The following is a 19064-nucleotide window of genomic DNA, read 5'->3' on the forward strand; positions in this document are numbered from 1 at the left end:
TCCATTCTGCTGCCCTAAAAGACAGCCTGTATTTTTACTGCTTCGTCTGATCCGTCTGATACTCCATCTCATGGTCCATCCGGTCGATTGCCCGGTAAATGGCAGCGGTCACAAAGGCCTGCTCAAATTCACCTGTCCTAAGCATCCGGACCACCTCGTCATACGGAATCCACTGATACGTGAGATCCTCGGTATCATCCAGCTGCTGCTCCGCCACCCGATGAAGTCCGGACGCCATAAAGCAGTGTGCGTGACGATTACTGTCATTACCATTTTCCGCAAGATCAAAAAGATGCGTCCATGCTTCCGCTTCATACCCGGTTTCCTCCAGCAGCTCCCGCTTTGCAGCATGCATCGGCTCCTCATCCATTTCGATCATGCCGGCAGGAAGCTCTGTCATGACATGCTGCACACCATGCCGGTACTGCTTCACGACCAGCAGATTTTTATCCTGATCAAATGCCACGATCAGGGCAAACTCCGGTCGGGACTCAATATAAAAATGATCCACCAGTACACCATTGCCATTGAGACAGGATTCCTCATCGACCTTAAGCCATTTGGAATCCACGATTCTTTTTTTGCTGATCACCTGCCAGGGCTTTAAATTATGCTTCATAAAATGCTCCCTCTGCTTTTACATTTTGTTTCCTGTCACGCAAAGTTTTGGTTCATCGTTTACCACCTTTGCCAGACCTCTTTTTATACTTATACTTTGCCGGATTACACCCTGTGGTTTTTGTCCATAGCATTAAGCTCCGGCCAGATGCTAAGGAGCATTGCCGAGAAGCATGCAATACCGCCGATCAGATTGGAGACAGGCTCGGCCATAAAGACTCCGTCGGTCCCAAGCTGCGCCACATGCGGCAGAATGTATGTAAGAGGCACAACAAGTATGACTTTACGGAAGAGGCTGAAAAAAATAGCCTGTTTTTTCTTATTGAGTGCTTTAAATACCGTCTGTCCGCTGTATTGCAGAGACTGAAAAATAAACGCCATAAAATAAAGATGCAGTGCGCGGGAGGCATCCTGCATAATCGTATCATCGCTGCTGAAGATTCGTATAAATAAACCAGGATTGATCATAATCAGAAGCCAGACAAGAAATGTGTAGGGCAAAGCAAGCGACATCATGATTTTAATCGCCTTTTTTACATTTGCAGGACGCCTTGCGCCATAATTAAAGCTGATGACCGGTGATGTGCCCTCCGTCACGGCGGAAACCGGCACATCCAGGATTGACCTCACAGAGGATACGATGGTCATGACTGACACATAGATGGTCCCGCCAAACTGCATCAGTACCTGATTGCAGGCAATCTGTACCAGTGAATTGGTAAATTGCATGATAAAAGGTGCAATGCCAAGACTGATGATGTCCCGCGCATAGGGGAAACGGAATCTAAGAGTGACAGGGAAGCTGTTTTTTGTACTTCCCAGAAACTGCATGACATACAGAAATGAAAGCAACTGTGACAGCACCGTAGCAACTGCTGCACCTTTTACGCCCATGCCTGCTTTAAAGATAAAAACCGGATCCAGAATCAAATTGGCGGCAGCGCCGATTATGACAGAGCGCATACTGATGGCAGCATATCCCTGCGCATTGATATAGGGATTTATACCGGTTGAAACCATTAGAAAAACTGTCCCCAATAGGTAAATTCTAAGATACGCAAGGGAAATATCAAGTTCATCAGGACCCGCGCCAAAAATCTCAAGAAGGCTCCTGCCAAAAATCTCACAGACTACCATCAGAAGCAATCCTGTCAATAGCAGCAGGCGGAATGCAGTATTTTGAATGTCTCTTGCCCGCTCATGGTCCTTCCTGCCAAGCTGCATGGAAAAAAGCGGTGCGCCGCCGAGACCAAACATATTTGTGAATCCGGTGATGATGATAATGATCGGAAAACAAAGTCCTACCGCGCCCAATGCATGCGTACCTGCGTTTGGAATCCTGCCTATATAAACTCTGTCCACGATACTGTAAAGGAGGTTCAGCACCTGTGCAACCAGCATCGGAAACGCAGTCTTCAAGATATTTTGTTTTATATTGCCATTGTCAAAATCAACTTTTTGCATGATACCGCTACCTTGATTGAGCCTGAAATCAAGCTTCTATTTCATAAGCTTGCATCTTATAAGCTTGCATTTCATAAGCTTTTATGTACTCCATTGTACAAAACAAGCAGGCGAAATACAACTCAGGATTGGTGAGACAATGCCTGGAAAAGCCGCAATGCTAGTGATGTCAGTGATGCCAGTGATGCCGGCAGCCCAGCGATGCAGGCGCTAAGGCAGCATTGCAGCAATATAGAAACTCATCCGAAACAAAATACTATTCTTTGTTTCGGATGAGTTTTCAAATCAATCGGATGAATTTTTAAATCAAATTGACGATGCACTATTGCAAGAAAGCACAAGCTTCTATACCTTCTATACCGGGCTTGAGTTCTACAGCAAAACCACACGCGGCATTAAGCACGTCAGAACCAATTAAGCTCGCCGGAACAGGAGTGCGAAAATATGCCTGCCCGCTGGCCCTGCAAAAAAGATCTGCCAGATTAAAGCCATAGGAAAATTAATAATGCTAGTCTGCAGCCAGACACTAATGAGTCCTGTCTCAGCATAATCCTTGAACAGCAGCGTCGCAATGAGACTCATCGCCGGGCACATAAGACAGACGGTAAGTGCGCATCGGATCAGAAGTACAAAAAAGAATGGCATCTCCTGCGTTGCAACGCGACTTGTCAGTGCCATCACCGGTCGCTCCATGACAAACAATTCCAAAAGGATCGCGGCAGGCCACATAATCCGCAGTTCACCCAGCGCCATCATAAAAATTGCATCCTTCATCCCGCCGATATTGATCGCAATATTGTAGCAGATCATCGCATATACCATAAGAAACGCCATGATGATCGTAAAAATAACATTCTCAAGCAGATTTCGTGGAAACATATTGTTTTGGGCCATAAAAAAAACTCCTCTCAAGATCAACGTGTTGTTCGTTATCACTGACAGGAGTGTGCGTTTCCAATAATACCGTATAGAAAAATGTAACCCGACTAAAGTATCACATTTTTCTAAACGGCGCAAGTTCTTTTTTGCATGATATCACCGCTCATTAAAATTTACAATTATCCCTTCATTTCATGCAGGATCCGACTGATCTCGATCTCTCCCTCTGCATTTTTACTATATCCATACCAGACTCCGCTTTCCGGTGTCAAAAACGAAGTCGACTGCTGTTCCGCATTGCAGATTTCACTAAATTTTTCTGCCATTTTGTCCAATTCATCATACGAGAAATGCTGCTGATGCTCCGGAAGCGCCGATTTTGCCTTTACAGAAGCGATCCACTTGCCCATCGGTTCACAATTCGGGTGACGTCGATCACCGCCAAAGCTTCGGCCTGCTGTCTGATACATAAACAAATCCGGCTTTGCATCTCTATAAAAATATGCACGTGTTTCAAAACCCATACCGTCCGGCTGCATTTCCGAATTCCACAGCAAGATCTGAAAACCCTCATCTGTAGTAATTTTAAGATTTATCAGTTCCCTTTCATAGATCCACTTGTAGAGCTGATAAAAATCTACCTTGCCATTACTATCCTTATATAAGCTGCCGCCTGCACCATTTAGCGGTGAAACCGCTCTGCCGACATTATGGTTTGAACGACAAGTTTCCATGGTGAACCCTGGAAAATCAAATCTGTCATGTGCCCCGGCTTCTGTAAAATAATGAGAAAAATAATCTATGTTCTGATCCACAATTACAGAGGGAATCGTATGCTCAGGGATAATGATGTGCGCCTCCGGATAATGCTCCAGTACCGAATGCAAATCTCCTGTATGGTCAAAATGTCCATGTGTCAGCACGATCACATCCGCTCCATGAACCCATTCTCCTGCGGATTTATCTGTGGGAGTATACTTATATTCATTATGCGGATCATTGGGATCATCGAAATACGGATCCATTACAATGGTTTTACCGTTAGGAAGCACAAATTCGTAGAAATTTACTCCATTCCAGCGAAGCCGTAAAAGAAGCTCATTATCATCCCATTCCTTGGTCTTCATTTTCTCTCTATCTACAACATGGCTCATTTTCATAATTTAAATCCTCTCTTCTTTTACTTTAACACGACAATATCTCAAAATGCCGGTATAAACGTCATGGTACATACAACTGAAATCACACAAATGATCAGCGAAGGCAGCCATCCCATCTTCAGCAGATCGCCCTGATCATAGCCTCCGGCTCCCATCATCAACGGTACGGTCGAAGTAGCGCTGGGAGTGAGGAACGCTGTAAGGCATGCTGCATTCAAAAGAACCAGTGGTCCGACCGGATTACAGCCCAAAGATTTGCAGGTCAGCACTACAATAGGAACAAAAATATTCATGACGCTCTGATTTTGCATGAATTGTGTCAAAATAAATGGTATTACAAAGAAAGCAGCTCCAATAATATAGCTATTTTTAGTATCGCCAAGAGAAATCGCTACCGCATTTCCGATGACATCTCCAAGTCCGCAGTTAACCATAGCTCCACCAACACTCAATGCTGCTACAAGCATAAGGATGATCATAAAGGGGACAGATGCCGTCGCTTCTTTAGGTTTCAGAACTCCGGTAACGACTTCCAGCGCAGCACCAGTCATGGCGATCTGCCAGTTTGCTACTCCAAGCTGCTTGGAAAAAACAAGTCCAAGTGTGGTGATTGCAAATAGAAAATATCCGAGAAACTCCTGCAATGGAGGAAGCGGCTCTTTAGCCGATTGTGCCTTGCCACCGCCCATCTCTAAGGGTATTGTCGGACTAGCAGGAGCAAATCTCGGAGCAATCATTATTGCATAAATTATGATCACAATAGCTGATAAAATCCTGCCTTTAAAAGGATCCAGCAAAGACATGGAATACTCTGTATAACCATAGCTCTCAAGGTATGCATTTTGCTGTGCAAACATAGTAGCACCAGTTCCAAGTGGTAAAACTCCGCATGTACCCACAGCTACAATACCTAATGAAAACATGGCCTTGGAAGGACTGACCCCGGCTGCCTCACAAGATGCTGCGAGAAGAGGCGCCATGATGGTAAACACTGCTACAGGACTAGGGATCAAGTTGCAAAGCACAAAGGTAACAAGCAAATACCCTGCCAGCATATTTGTAAATTTTCCCCCGGCAATTTTAAGGATCAAATGTGACAGCTTTGACACCGCCTGCGTACGGTTAAAACCAGCTGCCACCACAAACATGCCTGTAATCAGCAGCACATTGGCATTGGAAAAATGAGCAAGAACTGCCTTTGGTTCTACCAAGCCAGAAAAAGATGTCAGTATAATTGCGCATAGTGCAACCACACCATTGGTAGTGTGAAGCCGTTTTGCCAGAACATAACCGCCGATCAAAAAGACAAACAGCCCCAGACATAAATACATTTGCGTAGTCATTTCTTACCTCCCGATCATACACTGTTCCTGAGACACGAAATGCAATGTCTCAGGCTTTTATAGACTCTATGTCTATTTTAGATGTCATGAATGGGGTTGGCTAATAGATATATTACTTGCACTTATGCCGTTTTGGTATAACTAGTAAGTCGCATTGCACCGCTTTATCCAACTCACATAATCGTCCAGATACACTGAGCCAGACAGTTTCTTAATGCTTCATACCCCTCTGTCTTTTCAAATCCATTTCTGCATACCAGATATTTCCACTGCTCAATGTCATCTTTGGGATCCAGGCGCACAAACCTGCCTGAATCCGCACAGGAATATATCAGATCGCTTCCCGTAGCAGTAAAAACATAGTTTCCTTCTCCCTCATCAGCAAGATGCATGCGCTGGTACATGTTATCCTCGAGAATCATCGTTACATCACAATTAAATTTTTCACATAGTAAACGGATATTGTTATAACTTGCCGATCCCTCACGATTGGCAATGACCGGCTCCTGGATCAGATCTTTCATGCAAACCACCGGAATATTGTATTCAGAAACCTGATATGTTTTTGAGAGAAGCGCACTTTGTTTTGATAGATAAATACTGGTATAAGCCCTGGAGCTTTTTTCATAATGGAGTCCCTGCTTAAAACGTGTAACACTAAGGCACGCAACATCTATTTCTCCCCGCATCACATCTTCATGCAGCCTTCTGCTGGAGGCAGAACGAATGTCTATCATATATCCTGCACCGTTTTTATAAAACCATTGCAACATTTTGCTGGAAATTGCAATCGCCTGCTGAGGTGCCAATCCAAACAAAATTCTCTTCTCATCTCTCTGGCGACGTCGCTCAAGCTGTGCAAGGAATGCATTATGCACGAGCAGTATCTCCTTGGCCATATTGAGATATAGCTCTCCAGCTTCTGTGACTTCAGACTGCTTCCCCTTACTTCTGTCAAATATAGAAATATGATATTCCGCTTCAACCTTGCGTATTGTACGAGATAACGCAGGCTGCGCTATATGAAGCTGTTCTGCTGCCTTATTAATGCTGCCACATTCAACAACAGCAGCAATACGCCTGATATCCTCTATATCCATAGTAAATCACCTAAGCAAATATTCCGTAAGTCATTCGTTCGTCATCAGTTACGACATCATACCGTTGAATCTTTCTCAATCTCCTGCTGCTTCTTTAACAGAAATTTCTCCAGGTCTTTAAAGGCCGATAAAAAGCTATCCTTTAGCAAAATCATCAGTTCATCTGCATCTTCTTCATTATATATATGCGTAGACTGATTCCGTTTCTTCAACATAAGAAGCCAGACATTCTCATCCTGCAGAAATCCTGTCTTGACAGATAACATCTACAATAGTTCTCAATCTTTTTCATATATCGTCACTCCGTCTTTCTGAATCTCCTTACGCAGATCATCCGAAACCATCTGATCCATATCAATCAGATCAAAAGACAAAAGACTCCAGGTTTTTTCCTGTATGTCATCATAAAACCGGTCAAAATCTCCACCATAAACCGCAAGATCAATATCACTCCGAGCCGTGTTGGTTCCTCTTGCTCTTGATCCAAACAGAACAAGCTTTTTTACAGACGCAGCCTCTGCAAAGCGTAATATATCCCGCATAGCTCTCCCGGGAATCATACTTTCCTTGAATTGTTTAGTCATAACTCTCACCCCATCGCGATTACAAAATACTATCTGTTTTCTGCGCCGCCTACATGAGCACCAGATCTGCTTTTTCTTAGGGAAAGCAATTATGCAGTATAGAGAAGAGAGTGCCCATTACCTTCACTTATAAGTTTTCCAGACTATCTCCATAACGTTCCAGAAGCTTTTCCTCCAGCTTGTTAAATTCCGGAATATATTTACTGATGATTTTTTCAACCAACTGGACTGCCGCGTTTTCATCATAGATATGTGCGGTCTTATTACGTTCCTCCAGCATTTCCAACCAGACCGACTCCGTCAGAAAATCATAGTATTGATATGCAGTTTTGATAATCTGTCTCGGCGAACCTGAAGCCGCCTCAACACTCCCCTCGTATTTCAGTAGTTCCTTTAGAAGTTTCCAGGACAGTTCAAACTGAATCATAAACTTATCGATGATTCCACTGACAATAAACGTGTTCCCCAGATCCTCACCTTCCGATGTCCTTAGTACTTGCAAATTATTTTTAAAATTTTTAAATTTCTCCATAGATCAGAACCCCATCTCTTGCGATCTCCTGCTTAAGCTTCTCGGAAATCTCATCATCCATATTAATAATGTCAAAAGAAAGCAACGTGCTGGTATGATTATCAATGTCATATGCAAGATCATAAAAATTCCGACATCCGCAAACCGCAAGATCAATATCACTCTTTGGAAGTTCTTGTCCACGAGCACGAGAGCCAAATAGGAGAATGCTTTTGACTTCATATTTCTGCCCCAGCTCCCGCAGTTCTTCCAAAACAATTTTAGGTATATGAAATTCTTCGCCGGCCTCATGCATCAGTACATCTGAATTTTCAGAATTGGTCATCTGCTCATTGCCCCTTCCTAAAAGCCTGAATAATCTACTGGAATTTTCAAGTTTCTCAAAAAATAATAGCGCACCGCAAGGCGTATAATTTGACGTTTACCATAAGAATGCACAAACCACCAGTCCGTTTTATGTCACATCCACTCTCTCATTTTCCGGGTAACATCATTTTTAATTTCGACCACCAGCGGCTCTTTTGTAAATAGCAGGAACATCGCATATCCAGCAAAAAACAGAACCGCTGAAATCACCAAGATGACAAAGGTATGTACTCGCAGGTATTTGGTCCACACGCTAAGCAGTAGCCCTGCCATAATCGCGGCACATATCCGTTGATAATGAACGCTAATCAGCGCCTTTCGGATTTCTTGTTTTAAACACCTGTACTGTACCACCAGCACGGCAAATTCCGCAACCAGCGTTCCGATCGACGCTCCGGCAGAAGCAAATCTCGGTATACATATGGCATTAATAATAAAATCCAGGACTGCACCAGTAATGACAGAATACAGCAAAATATTTTCTCTCCCCAATGGCACCAGCATTTGTATACCCAGAAGGTTAGTGATACCAATAAACAGCACCGTCGGCATGATGATGATAAGAGGCATGACAGCACTCTCATAGGCGCTTCCCGAAAGAAAGAAAATACTTTCCTTTGCAAAAGCCATGAAATACACAACCAGTGGCGAAGCCATCAAAAAAACAAAATTCAGTGCTTTACCTGTAATCTTTTTAAGATCGTCCATCATGCCATTTTCAACATAATAGGAGGCTCTGGGCAAAAGAACACTCCCAAGTGAAGTAACAAGAGACGCCAAAATAGACTTGATTTTAATGGCAACATTGTAATAGCCAACTTCCGTATCCATCGTCATAAAACCAAGCATCACATTATCAAGACTTGTGTATATTGTACCGGCACAGGCGATGGCAAAAAAAGTAAGGACAGGTTTAAAATGCCTTTTTAAGCAGTACTTCCCCATCCACTTCATGGAGATATACTTACGTACATTAATGAAATTTAAAATATTGGAAGCGGATCCGGCAAAAATCGATATAGCTCCATAAATGACATAGTCCTGCTGCTTATGAATCAGCAGAAACATTGCGAGGATGGCTATCAATTTAAAAATCACCGAGCGTATGGTGATGTAGGTATATTGTTCGAGGGCTTTATAGAGCCATTCCATGCCGATCGCATTTAAAACGATCGTAAAGCTGATGATTACATAGAGCTCTCTGTCGCCTTGCAGCCTGGGAATGTATTTTAGCGCAATCCCTAGAGCAACATATGAAAGCACGCACATAAAAAGATTGATCATCAACAATTCATGTACCACTCTTGTCAGTTCTTCCTTGTCATCTCGTACCCGGGCGCATGCCCTGATTCCATACGTTGGAATGCCTAATTCTGAAACCATTACAAAATAGGAAATGAATGAAGTCGCAAACGAAATCTTCCCCATCCCCGCCGGTAACAGGATTCTCGAAATATACGGGAAGGTAATCAGAGGAAAGAAAATGTATGATGACATCGTAAGCATCATATTCATTATGAAATTAACTTTAAGTGATCCGCCCTTCATTCCAAACATTCCTTACATTATTTCTTCATTTCCTTTTCTGTCAGCCCCAGATACTGTCTCCACATTTTGTCGGAACTTAACTCGGGAGCCGCCTCTCGGAATCTCTTTGCAGTTTTCCTATACTTACCCAAAATCAGCCCTGCCGATTTTAAATAGATTCCGATAAACATCACCATCTTCCGGTAATCCTTACCAGCAACGCATGCTTTTCCACTTGTTGGTTCATAAAGCACGACTTTTTTATGCCGGAAACACTTAAAGGCGTCATCCGTGGCAGCAACACTTACGACTTTTTGATCCCCCGGCAGCAGCCAGCCATTAAAGCTAATCAGCTTAATAAGATTACCGAAACGGAATGGACGGGAAGCTTTTTTCCGCATGATCTTATCAAGATTAAAGCTCTCCATAGCCTCCGCAATCTCTCCCTTATTTGCTTCATACGTTTCATCAAGTTCCTGATACGGCCGCAGTGGAAACTGCTTCCCTACAAACCCGCGTACCTTTTGATTCAGCCTCTCAGCATCAACGTGCATAAGCCACTCCGGCCCGCGGCAAAAATCCTTAAGCCCTTGATATACTAAAAACGCCTCGGCGTATCGATAGGATATCAGCATCGAGGTAAGCGAACCCCAGATTCTGGTGAGTACCTGAAAAGATGATTTTTCCGGTTCAAATAACGCTTCCGTAATCAACATGTTCCGGAGATCATAATATCTGTTGGATCCTGCGAATGTGACATCCGCGCCATTATGCCAGACACTCACGCCGTTCAGTAAGACCATACCTTTATCGGTATTTCGCAGTCCATAGGAAATATCATCCTGATGAATAAATACCGGTAAGGGCAGGTTATCTTTGCGCACAACTCCCATGGAATAGCAACAGCACCACCAACCCGGATACGTCATTTTGTGGGATGACTTTGCCGCATGCATAAACTCTGCAAGGCAGTTCTCAAACTTTGAGAGATCATAGAACTGATGGTCCAGATGAATCTGAAAGTCCTGATACCACTGCATACCAACCTGCATGATGGTTGGATAATCTTCTCTTAACAAAGTCCCCCCAACGATAATATCCTTCCACTCATCCTTGACCATGGACAGAAAGCCATAGAGCCTTACCAATAGATCCAGATCATAAACCGTATCATCATCCATCAGCACAATATGGCTTAGATGAAAGGTCTCTTTTTGATCGATTGCCGCCAGCATGCCTCGCGTAAACCCACCTGCTCCTCCAACATTCGCATTAGGTAAGATGGAGATTCTGCCTTCTGCACTTTGAAGAATCGATTTTACATCATCCCGTTCCAGCAAGGTATTTCCATTATCTACAACAAAGACATAAACATGGCCCGCCGCTTCTGTTCCTGCCTCTAAAAAGCGGATCATCCGCTGCAGGTTCTGAATAATATATTTTTCTCTTTTGAATGTGCAGATATCCACTGCCAGATTGACCGGACGTACGGACGAAGCGTTTCCTTCAAACCATCCGCTTAATGTCCGTTCCTCATCCGATACTCCCGGGTCCTCTTTAAGTGAAAACCAGAAGACTCCATGATCATAGCTTGCGTAAGGATATTCCAAGTCATACTCTTTTAAGCTTTCAGAATCCAGTATACTCTCCGAGAGAACCTCTTTGTCATGCATCAGACGCACAGACTGGTAGCCCTTTACGTAAAGCTGCAGGCTCAGCGATGTCAGTTCCGTGTAAACCTTCCGTTTTTCTATTTCAAAAAGGTTAAAATATCCATTTACATCCACCCACTGATCGTTCTTATGATAATAAAGTGATGGTTCAGAACAGATCGCGCTGTCCGGCATCATTAAGCTTTGCAGTCTCATAATTATCTTTTATCCCCTTTGCAATATCAACAAAGCCTTTACACCGTTGATCGGCCAAACACCTGGGATATGCGGCTTTTTACCAATACCAGAACCTAGTCTGCTCCCTTGTGGGTAAATACGATCGCAACTGTTTTAAATAATATCTTGATATCAAGCCAGAGGTTCCAATTGTCAATATACTCGCAATCCAGACGTACAATTTCTTCAAAGTCTTTGATGTCGGATCTTCCGCTGACCTGCCACATCCCTGTGATTCCCGGCTTCATGCTGAGACGCCGTTTGTGGTAATTGGAATACTCTTTGAATTCTCCGACCGTAGGCGGGCGTGTCCCTACTAAAGACATATCTCCCTTCAGTACATTAAAGAACTGCGGAAATTCATCAAGACTGGTTTTACGGATGAATTTGCCCACCCGGGTGATTCTCGGATCATCCTTGATCTTAAACATAAGGCCGTGCATCTCATTTTGTTTCATAAGTTCTGCCTTGCGGGCTTCAGCGTCCTGATACATGGACCGGAACTTATACATTTTAAACTTCCGGCCATTTTTACCGACACGCTCCTGTGCAAATATAACCGGCCCGGGAGAATCCAGCTTGATCGCTATGCCAATAAAAACAAACAGTATCATGGCAATCAGCGACCCGACAAGACCTCCCAGAATATCCATAATTCGTTTTGCGGCCAGCCACCGCAGCTTGATCATCGGCTGCTCCATGATCATCATCGGGATAGATCCCAGATATGCCAGCCGGCACGTGGTCTTTGGCACATACTTTTTTGTCTTCCGGGCAATCCGATGCTCGAGATGCTCAATACTGGAAAGGTTGAGATGCACAGAAATGCCCATTTGTATAAAGTTTTCCACCGCTTCTGTGATCAATGGATTTTCATTATCAGGCACAATGATAAAAATTTCATCCATTGCACTACTGCGCACCCATTCCACCAGTGAACTGGCATCTGCCACAACAGGCACATGATCAATCTCGCGTGGCTCTACGCCCTCCATCACGGAATCTTTTGTTTCATTGATCAGCATTAATCCAACCAGCCGGCGCGACCAGTCCTTTTTTAAAAGATCTGTAATTACTGCTGCTCTACCGCTGGTCGTGACCACACCCACCAGAGATGCCGCCGTCGTCTGATAAAAATGGTTCATAATAAACCGCTGCATAAGTCCAAGCAGAACCGCCAAAATAATAAAATGAAACAAGATTGTCAATACAAAGTAATGCCGGGAAGCGGTAATATCATTTTTTTCAATCAACAAAATCACTGCCCAGATGCCGGAAAAATAAATGGTCGCTTTGAGGGATTTAATCGCGTATTTATATGCCGGTAGACGTTCAAAGGCATATCTGCCATCATAAAGCGCAAGAATCATGGCGATCATCTCGGCAGCCATGACCGGAAAAATTGCGCTCACCCAGGTATTTCCTGCGAGAAACTCCTTTGTAAGCTTTGCAGCATTTTTAAGTAATCCGATAGCCAGAACACTGCTCAAAAAGGCAGATAACAAATATAGTATTGTTGTGATCGTTAACTCCAGTTTCTTTCGCTTCATCTATCCATCCTCTTTTAAAAGATTTCATGCAACAATCTGCCCGGCAACATCATAATGCGTTTCAGAAATCACCTGATGATTGGCATCGTATTTCCTGACAATATGTGCAAAGCCGTTGATATTATTTACCGGTTGGCCATCCGTATCATAGTATTTCTCATCAATGACATTCCCGTTATCATCATATTGACGGTCAATTGCAGCAATACCATCCAGATTCCGAATGGGCTTATGATCCGTACCGAAATATTCATCCCGGATGACCTGGTGCCGCTTATTAAATGTACGGTGAATTTCTGCGTATCCGCTTGCATTTATGACAAGCTGATTATCCTTATCATAATAACGTATTACATTAATATTGCCATTATGATCATATTCGTATTCACACGCGGCATATCCATCCGAGGTCATTGTTTTATTGCCATCCAGATCATAATACTCTTCTCTTACCTTCTGGCGATATTTATTTAGGAAAATATGCGTATCCAAATCTACCTTACGTGTATATGAGATACTGTTAATCCTAAGTGTCCGTCCCGAATCCGCAATAGCAAGGAACTCGATATCCTGATATCCTCCTGACCAGAAATCAATCGTCGCTGTATAATGACCATTGGCATCAAACTGACTGCGGCTTACCGGGACTTCAGCACACTGTATTTCTCCATTATACGCAGTTACTCTCAGCAGCGCCACCTCATAGTCGTCCGTATATGCTTGATCCGGATCGGAAATCGACAGGTCATATGTAACAGTGTAAGCGCCTTCATAAAGATTAACGTACGGGCCATGAAGCATGGAATGCTGCGCCCCATCCAGCATAATGGAACCTGCCGCTGTCTCAGGCAGCTGATTTAATCTGGCCTGTTCCGCAAGATCCACCGGATAAACCGCAGGGCAATATCCGGTGAAATGATATCCCTCATTTTGCAGCGCAGTAATTACCCCTCTGTCATTGGTATATATTGCATGTTTATCTGAAATGGGAGTATATAGAAATCCGGTCTTACTAAATACTTTGGAATCAAAATCCCGTGCCATAACCACCGTTGTATTCTGACCATGCGCAAGTTCCTCACCGCTAAAGACCGATCTATGGATCCCGGGAAATCTGCGGTGATAAACTTCCGGGAAGTCCGTTACATACAAATTTCCTGTTTTTGCTTTCAAAATAGCTTCAATTGACTCAGCGTCCTCTGCAAGCAGGTCCTGCTGCTGCAGCTCTGCCTGATGAATCACGTAATTGGCGGCTGCAATCGTAATCGTATATATCAGTACCACGGAAACAACGATAACCGGGATCCCCTTTAGTTTTAAATCAAGATCTTTTACAGCACCAGCCTCGTTGTTTGCGCATTTTTTGAGCGCAGCATGATAACAGCACCACATAAGCGCCGCCAGTGTCATGAGCATCATGAGGACGAACGCGAATACCACTGCTTCACGTTTCCCGTCTCCGGTCAGATGCACTGCCTGCACCAAGGTGCGCATCCAGTCAAGAGCGGTCCGAAAAACAAGGCCCATCACGATCAGCGGAAGCAGGGCGGCAAATTTTGGCAGCATCTTGCGTATACCGGCAGAAGCCGTATTGCTACAGGCCCTGTCCTCAGTCTGAGCGTCCGTGATTTCTGCTGCTTTGGCCTTATACACATGCATATGAGCAAAGGGCATAATCAGCAGAATATTGTAATGAACCTCCATAAAATGATGCTCGGAAATAGAATGAAAGGCAATGATTGCCATAACTGCCGCAAGCCTGTAATTGCCGCACTTGATCGCCTTTTGCGTCATCCAGCACCAGAGTACACAAATACAAATCAGCAGTACCCAGCCGTATCGCACAAGGATCAGCATGTAAGTGCTATCAATAAAATTATAGTTCAGCGCGGAATATACACTGGAGCCTGCACCAATCATTTCAAATGGTACGCCAAACGGATGCAGTCCATGCTGTGTAACCGCATCAGATGCAAGCTGTACACGATTGGACAATAATTCATTGATCCGGTACGCAAAGCCATAATTTTTTTGTAACGCGTAGGTAAGCGTCATCATTCCTACGGCTGATACAGGAAACATGATAACATAAAGGAAATGTACCGTATCAGAAATCCATTTTAAACATTTATGTCCTGACAAAAACCTTTGATCAATACTATTAAAGCAGATCGCAATAAAAAAAAGTACACTGCAATACGTGCTTGTCTGACTATGCGCCACGTACCATGATATATATAAGGAAAGAACAGCCAGGCAAAGTGCGCACCATGCTGGCAGTTTTTTCCAGATCACATACAGAAACATCAATAAAAAAAGAACCAGCGATGCAAGGTCTGTAGGATAATAGATTCCCCAACTGCTGCGGACATAATTATCTTTAAGATAAACCAGATTGGTAATTGCTCCCCCAAGGCTGGATATGATCACAACAATTGTAACCATGCCGACGCTCAACAGATATATTTTAATCAGCCTGTCAAAATCAATATCGATGCACCCCAATGTCGTGATCCCAAGAAAGAGCAAAAAGCCATACCGATCTGAGTAAAAGACCAGCAGATAGACCATTGCCAGCACTGCACCGAACCATGCATTACGATGCCAGGGCCATAATAGCAGCATCTTAATTCCTACGACTATGGTCATCGCTAAAAATAAAGCGTATTGGAAAACCTTTAAATAAGGAAAATGAAATGTAGTTATAGTTAACGTAATATTAAAAAGATAAAAGAACAAAATCCATTCAATGCTCCAATTACATACATCAAATATTTTATTTTTATTCATTAGCCTTAAACGATTTCCCATTAACTTTTCCATAGATCACATTTTTTTAGATGCAATGATCTAATTTCCTTCTTTTTAATTCCCGGTATGATAACACAATAGCTGACTTTTACGAATGTTGTTTCGTATAAAGTCAGCTACTGCCGTTTGATTCAATTACATAACAATTACGCCAACAAGTTTTTTGCCAAGACTGTTAACCATCGCAATTTCCCTCTGCATATTATCATATCTGGAAATATCCTTTTGTTCTACAATGACTGCCGCATCTGCATCCTGTAAAGTTTTTATTGCGTGCGCATTTTTAATGACATTTCCCGCTGCTTTTACAGTATATTGCGCAAGCTGCGCATCAATCCCATGGAGCAAATCCGCAATCTTATCATCTGATATCGTACCGATAAGAGCAAGTGTCCTGATCTCAGGTGATGCATGTAAAAGCGCCGTAATATTGGCTGCGGAAATATCATATAGATGCCTTACTTCTTTTTCCTGCATTGCGGTATACTCCGGGCCGGTTACCAGCACCTCATGGTCCGTACCTTCAAGTTTCATGAGCAGCTCATCCATATGAGATAAAGATCTCCGCTTGACAAGTTTTCTGGCAGCTCCCAATACATTAACATGTAAACGGCTCTCTATCTGTTCCTCAGTGGTAATTTTACCATTGATCACATAACAAATTGCATAGATAAACGCCAGGACAAAAACACCTCCGATGATACCAATCAAAGCGAATTTCACTGCATTTTTTAATACACTGTGCCGACTGATTGTGTTATCCACCGGCGCTTCCAGTTTATCACTCGCCTCTTTAATGGATGCGATCTGTGTTTTGATATTCTGGATATAGTCATTTACAGATGAAGTATCGGCAATGTCCTGGTTTTCAGTAAAGTCAGTATAGATATTTTTATCTACCGTATTATACGAGTTTTCTGAAACCTGGGTAATTGTATGCGTATGTACTTTAGTGGATATATCCGACGTACTGTTGTTCAACACCTCGACAAGATACTTCATAATATCATCTGCAAGCTCCTGCGAGTCACCGATGGTAGTAACCGTTAATATCCCGGAACTATAATTCTCATCAACATGAACCAGCTCCTTGATATAGCGTGCATCAACATCTCTGCCTATTTTTTTCTGTATCTCATCATATATATTTCCACTATTTACAGCCGAAGCATATGCATCCATTACAGCAAGCGTCGGATCAATGGATGGATTTAAAACATTAGGCATTACCTCATAGCCGGTATTGATATAAAAGGTTGACTCATTTTTATATACTTTATACGGATCTATATTCATGAGTATGGATTGCTTGCAATAGTCATTATACCGATCTATCTCGTCATTTAAATCCTTGATCTGAATTTTATAGAAATCCTTAGACGCCGTATATTCCTGAAGCGCCAGATCATAATCATCCGCATCCGCCTGCCGGCTTACGGAATCACGGAGTGCGGAAACACCACTAATAAATTTATATCCGCCTGCCAGGCATCCGATGAGTAAGCCAAAGAGTATGACTGACCTCCACTTTTTAAAAATGGTAAACATCAAATCCTTAAGATCAATCTCGATCTCATCATTATACTGTGTCATGTACCCGTGATCATTCTGATTCATGCGTTTCTCCTGCTACATCAAGTTTATAACTTAAAAATTTTACCCAAAACTCCTTAGAGCTCATCGCGTTGTACGCCTTGCGATATGCCTGCCGAACCTCTGCATATCTATGCTTAAGTTTCCGTAATGTCCTGTAAAAAGCGATCAGGCATTTCCACATTTCTGCAATGCTATGCTGTACTATCATACCATAATTTTCCGAGGGCTCAAACAAAAGTATGCTTTTCTGTAGAAACAGTGTAAAAGAAGGGTGAATTCCCATCGGATATGCGTGTATATGCGTTTTCTGCCGATCGCTGGTCTTAACCTCCTCTGGAAAACCATACTCCCGGATTTCCCGCAGCGTCTCCGGGTCGTCCGTAAGCTCTGCTACCGGTTTAAACTTATATCCCATCGCATTTACTTCCCGGAGCTTCTCCACAGGATCCATCGCTTTAAGATATTCCGGACCTCTCAGGAAATCCGAAATTCCAAGGCACTTGATGTAGACATCCCGATATCGGAAACGAAGTAGATCTCCGATGACTCTTTTCCAGAGATTTTTAATCCATGCCCTTTCATTTCCATCCGGATAGATGAGCGCATTCATAATCGTAATGTTCCTTACATCATAATAGGAAAGCGCAGATGTCCTCCGGTGCTCAAACGAATTATGCCAGACACAGATACCATTCAAAAAGATAAATCCGTTTTTCCGGTTCCGGATGCCGTATTCCATGTCATCACAATGGATAAACATCGGAAGCGGGAGGTTATCTGCCCGAACTACCGTCAGCGGATAGCAGGCATACCACCATCCCGCATAGCTTGTCGGGAGAATGTTTTCGTTCTCGACAATTTCATCAAAATTCCGAAGATCTACTCCTTCATGGTTCCGGACAGATGTGACACCATTCCAAACTGCACCGGACTCGTGCTGGATATAGGGTTGGTCAATCCGATGCATCGCACCGCCTATGCAGGCATCCCTGTACTGATCCTTAATAAAGGAAAGCAACGCGATCGTTCGGATCAATGCATCTGGTTCAATCACCGCATCATCATCCATAAAGATCATATGTGTAATGTGCTTCTGCTCCCGGTCTTTCAGAATTTCCAGTATCCCCCGTGTAAAGCCACCAGAACCACCGACATTTCGATTAGGTATAATGTGAATACAATCTGACGCGATATTTGCCGGCTCAAGGGTTTGCCCGTTATCTACAATATAAACCAGGAGATTGCTTCGGTACGGATTTTCAGGGTTGCACAAGATACTGCGTTCCAGTACCTCCATGTTCCGGTAAACATACTCCTCCCGATGGAACGTACAAATATCGATTGCAACCATCGGTCGATATTTTGGTATATCCTGCGTGACATAACCTGCAGAGAGTATGTGGGATCCTGCGGACAGGCTCTCAAAGGAAAACCATAAAAATTCATCCTGCTTGTCATATGGAAATGGGATCGTGCAAGTCTTAGATGCGCCAGGATCAAGCACTTCTGATTTTGCTTTCTCTGTCTCTGAAATAACCGGCTCTGAAACATTCGTTCCAGGGAAAGCTGTTTCTGTATTAACTGTTTTGATAAGGCCTGTTTCGGAAATAAGAATTTCAGAAAGCAATCTCTGCTCCTTCTGCGC

16 protein-coding genes are annotated in these 19064 nt (G+C 43.2%); all 16 read right to left on the reverse strand.

The genetic code is table 11. The features are described from left to right. Window positions 1-34: 34 nt before the first annotated feature. The 16 genes from ACTNEN_RS05200 to ACTNEN_RS05275 all read right to left on the reverse strand — a co-directional run bounded on the left by ACTNEN_RS05200 (window position 35) and on the right by ACTNEN_RS05275 (window position 19046). Complete coding sequence (locus ACTNEN_RS05200) at window positions 35-619, reverse strand: NUDIX hydrolase (RefSeq protein ID WP_441204986.1); 585 nt, start codon at window positions 617-619, stop codon at window positions 35-37. A 104-nt stretch (window positions 620-723) separates the two neighbouring features. Further along, on the reverse strand, window positions 724-2082 hold the full coding sequence (locus tag ACTNEN_RS05205; protein WP_441204987.1) for an MATE family efflux transporter: 1359 nt from the start codon (window positions 2080-2082) through the stop codon (window positions 724-726). 414 nt (window positions 2083-2496) lie between these two features. Next, window positions 2497-2976 carry a DUF2798 domain-containing protein gene (locus ACTNEN_RS05210; protein WP_441204988.1) on the reverse strand — a complete coding sequence of 160 codons (480 nt, stop codon included), beginning with the start codon at window positions 2974-2976 and terminating at the stop codon, window positions 2497-2499. Window positions 2977-3140: 164 nt separating this feature from the next. Next, on the reverse strand, window positions 3141-4121 hold the full coding sequence (locus ACTNEN_RS05215) for an MBL fold metallo-hydrolase (protein ID WP_441204989.1): 981 nt from the start codon (window positions 4119-4121) through the stop codon (window positions 3141-3143). Window positions 4122-4162: 41 nt separating this feature from the next. Continuing rightward, window positions 4163-5464, reverse strand: a complete 1302-nt coding sequence (locus ACTNEN_RS05220; RefSeq protein WP_441204990.1) for an SLC13 family permease — start codon at window positions 5462-5464, stop codon at window positions 4163-4165. A 173-nt stretch (window positions 5465-5637) separates the two neighbouring features. Next, the gene (locus ACTNEN_RS05225; RefSeq protein ID WP_441204991.1) at window positions 5638-6564 is read right to left on the reverse strand and encodes a LysR family transcriptional regulator; all 927 of its coding nucleotides are present in this window, start codon (window positions 6562-6564) and stop codon (window positions 5638-5640) included. 56 nt (window positions 6565-6620) lie between these two features. Further along, window positions 6621-6830 carry a nucleotidyltransferase substrate binding protein gene (locus tag ACTNEN_RS05230; RefSeq protein WP_441204992.1) on the reverse strand — a complete coding sequence of 70 codons (210 nt, stop codon included), beginning with the start codon at window positions 6828-6830 and terminating at the stop codon, window positions 6621-6623. 12 nt (window positions 6831-6842) lie between these two features. After that, window positions 6843-7148: a nucleotidyltransferase family protein gene (locus ACTNEN_RS05235; protein WP_441204993.1), complete on the reverse strand. Its 306-nt coding sequence runs from the start codon at window positions 7146-7148 to the stop codon at window positions 6843-6845. A gap of 127 nt (window positions 7149-7275) precedes the next feature. Beyond that, window positions 7276-7680 carry an HI0074 family nucleotidyltransferase substrate-binding subunit gene (locus ACTNEN_RS05240; RefSeq protein WP_441204994.1) on the reverse strand — a complete coding sequence of 135 codons (405 nt, stop codon included), beginning with the start codon at window positions 7678-7680 and terminating at the stop codon, window positions 7276-7278. After that, window positions 7667-8005 carry a nucleotidyltransferase family protein gene (locus tag ACTNEN_RS05245; RefSeq protein ID WP_441204995.1) on the reverse strand — a complete coding sequence of 113 codons (339 nt, stop codon included), beginning with the start codon at window positions 8003-8005 and terminating at the stop codon, window positions 7667-7669. Before ACTNEN_RS05245 ends, ACTNEN_RS05240 begins: the two co-directional genes overlap by 14 nt. 134 nt (window positions 8006-8139) lie before the next feature. Further along, window positions 8140-9603 (reverse strand): flippase, encoded by a 1464-nt coding sequence (locus ACTNEN_RS05250; RefSeq protein ID WP_441204996.1) that lies wholly within the window; start codon window positions 9601-9603, stop codon window positions 8140-8142. Window positions 9604-9611: 8 nt separating this feature from the next. Next, window positions 9612-11441 (reverse strand): glycosyltransferase, encoded by a 1830-nt coding sequence (locus tag ACTNEN_RS05255; protein ID WP_441204997.1) that lies wholly within the window; start codon window positions 11439-11441, stop codon window positions 9612-9614. A 95-nt stretch (window positions 11442-11536) separates the two neighbouring features. After that, a complete protein-coding gene (locus tag ACTNEN_RS05260; protein ID WP_441204998.1) occupies window positions 11537-13012 on the reverse strand; it encodes a sugar transferase in 1476 nt (491 codons plus the stop codon). Between the two features lie 24 nt (window positions 13013-13036). Further along, entirely contained in the window at window positions 13037-15637 is a 2601-nt protein-coding gene (locus ACTNEN_RS05265; RefSeq protein WP_441204999.1) for a hypothetical protein, read from the reverse strand. A 321-nt stretch (window positions 15638-15958) separates the two neighbouring features. Further along, complete coding sequence (locus ACTNEN_RS05270; RefSeq protein ID WP_441205000.1) at window positions 15959-17440, reverse strand: hypothetical protein; 1482 nt, start codon at window positions 17438-17440, stop codon at window positions 15959-15961. Continuing rightward, window positions 17427-19046, reverse strand: a complete 1620-nt coding sequence (locus ACTNEN_RS05275; protein ID WP_441205081.1) for a glycosyltransferase family 2 protein — start codon at window positions 19044-19046, stop codon at window positions 17427-17429. Before ACTNEN_RS05275 ends, ACTNEN_RS05270 begins: the two co-directional genes overlap by 14 nt. Between the last annotated feature and the right edge of the window lie 18 nt (window positions 19047-19064).

Origin of the sequence: Oribacterium sp. HCP28S3_H8, from assembly GCF_052064775.1 — a bacterium.
GTDB lineage: Bacteria > Bacillota > Clostridia > Lachnospirales > Lachnospiraceae > Oribacterium.

Excerpts from the sequence above, each read along its gene's own strand:
- ACTNEN_RS05200 (WP_441204986.1), bottom strand. The coding sequence starts at position 619 with ATGAAGCATAATTTAAAGCCCTGGCAGGTGATCAGCAAAAAAAGAATC.
- ACTNEN_RS05205 (WP_441204987.1), bottom strand. The coding sequence starts at position 2,082 with ATGCAAAAAGTTGATTTTGACAATGGCAATATAAAACAAAATATCTTG.
- ACTNEN_RS05210 (WP_441204988.1), bottom strand. The coding sequence starts at position 2,976 with ATGGCCCAAAACAATATGTTTCCACGAAATCTGCTTGAGAATGTTATT.
- ACTNEN_RS05215 (WP_441204989.1), bottom strand. The coding sequence starts at position 4,121 with ATGAAAATGAGCCATGTTGTAGATAGAGAGAAAATGAAGACCAAGGAA.
- ACTNEN_RS05220 (WP_441204990.1), bottom strand. The coding sequence starts at position 5,464 with ATGACTACGCAAATGTATTTATGTCTGGGGCTGTTTGTCTTTTTGATC.
- ACTNEN_RS05225 (WP_441204991.1), bottom strand. The coding sequence starts at position 6,564 with ATGGATATAGAGGATATCAGGCGTATTGCTGCTGTTGTTGAATGTGGC.
- ACTNEN_RS05230 (WP_441204992.1), bottom strand. The coding sequence starts at position 6,830 with ATGTTATCTGTCAAGACAGGATTTCTGCAGGATGAGAATGTCTGGCTT.
- ACTNEN_RS05235 (WP_441204993.1), bottom strand. The coding sequence starts at position 7,148 with ATGACTAAACAATTCAAGGAAAGTATGATTCCCGGGAGAGCTATGCGG.
- ACTNEN_RS05240 (WP_441204994.1), bottom strand. The coding sequence starts at position 7,680 with ATGGAGAAATTTAAAAATTTTAAAAATAATTTGCAAGTACTAAGGACA.
- ACTNEN_RS05245 (WP_441204995.1), bottom strand. The coding sequence starts at position 8,005 with ATGACCAATTCTGAAAATTCAGATGTACTGATGCATGAGGCCGGCGAA.
- ACTNEN_RS05250 (WP_441204996.1), bottom strand. The coding sequence starts at position 9,603 with ATGTTTGGAATGAAGGGCGGATCACTTAAAGTTAATTTCATAATGAAT.
- ACTNEN_RS05255 (WP_441204997.1), bottom strand. The coding sequence starts at position 11,441 with ATGAGACTGCAAAGCTTAATGATGCCGGACAGCGCGATCTGTTCTGAA.
- ACTNEN_RS05260 (WP_441204998.1), bottom strand. The coding sequence starts at position 13,012 with ATGAAGCGAAAGAAACTGGAGTTAACGATCACAACAATACTATATTTG.
- ACTNEN_RS05265 (WP_441204999.1), bottom strand. The coding sequence starts at position 15,637 with ATGCTGCTATTATGGCCCTGGCATCGTAATGCATGGTTCGGTGCAGTG.
- ACTNEN_RS05270 (WP_441205000.1), bottom strand. The coding sequence starts at position 17,440 with ATGAATCAGAATGATCACGGGTACATGACACAGTATAATGATGAGATC.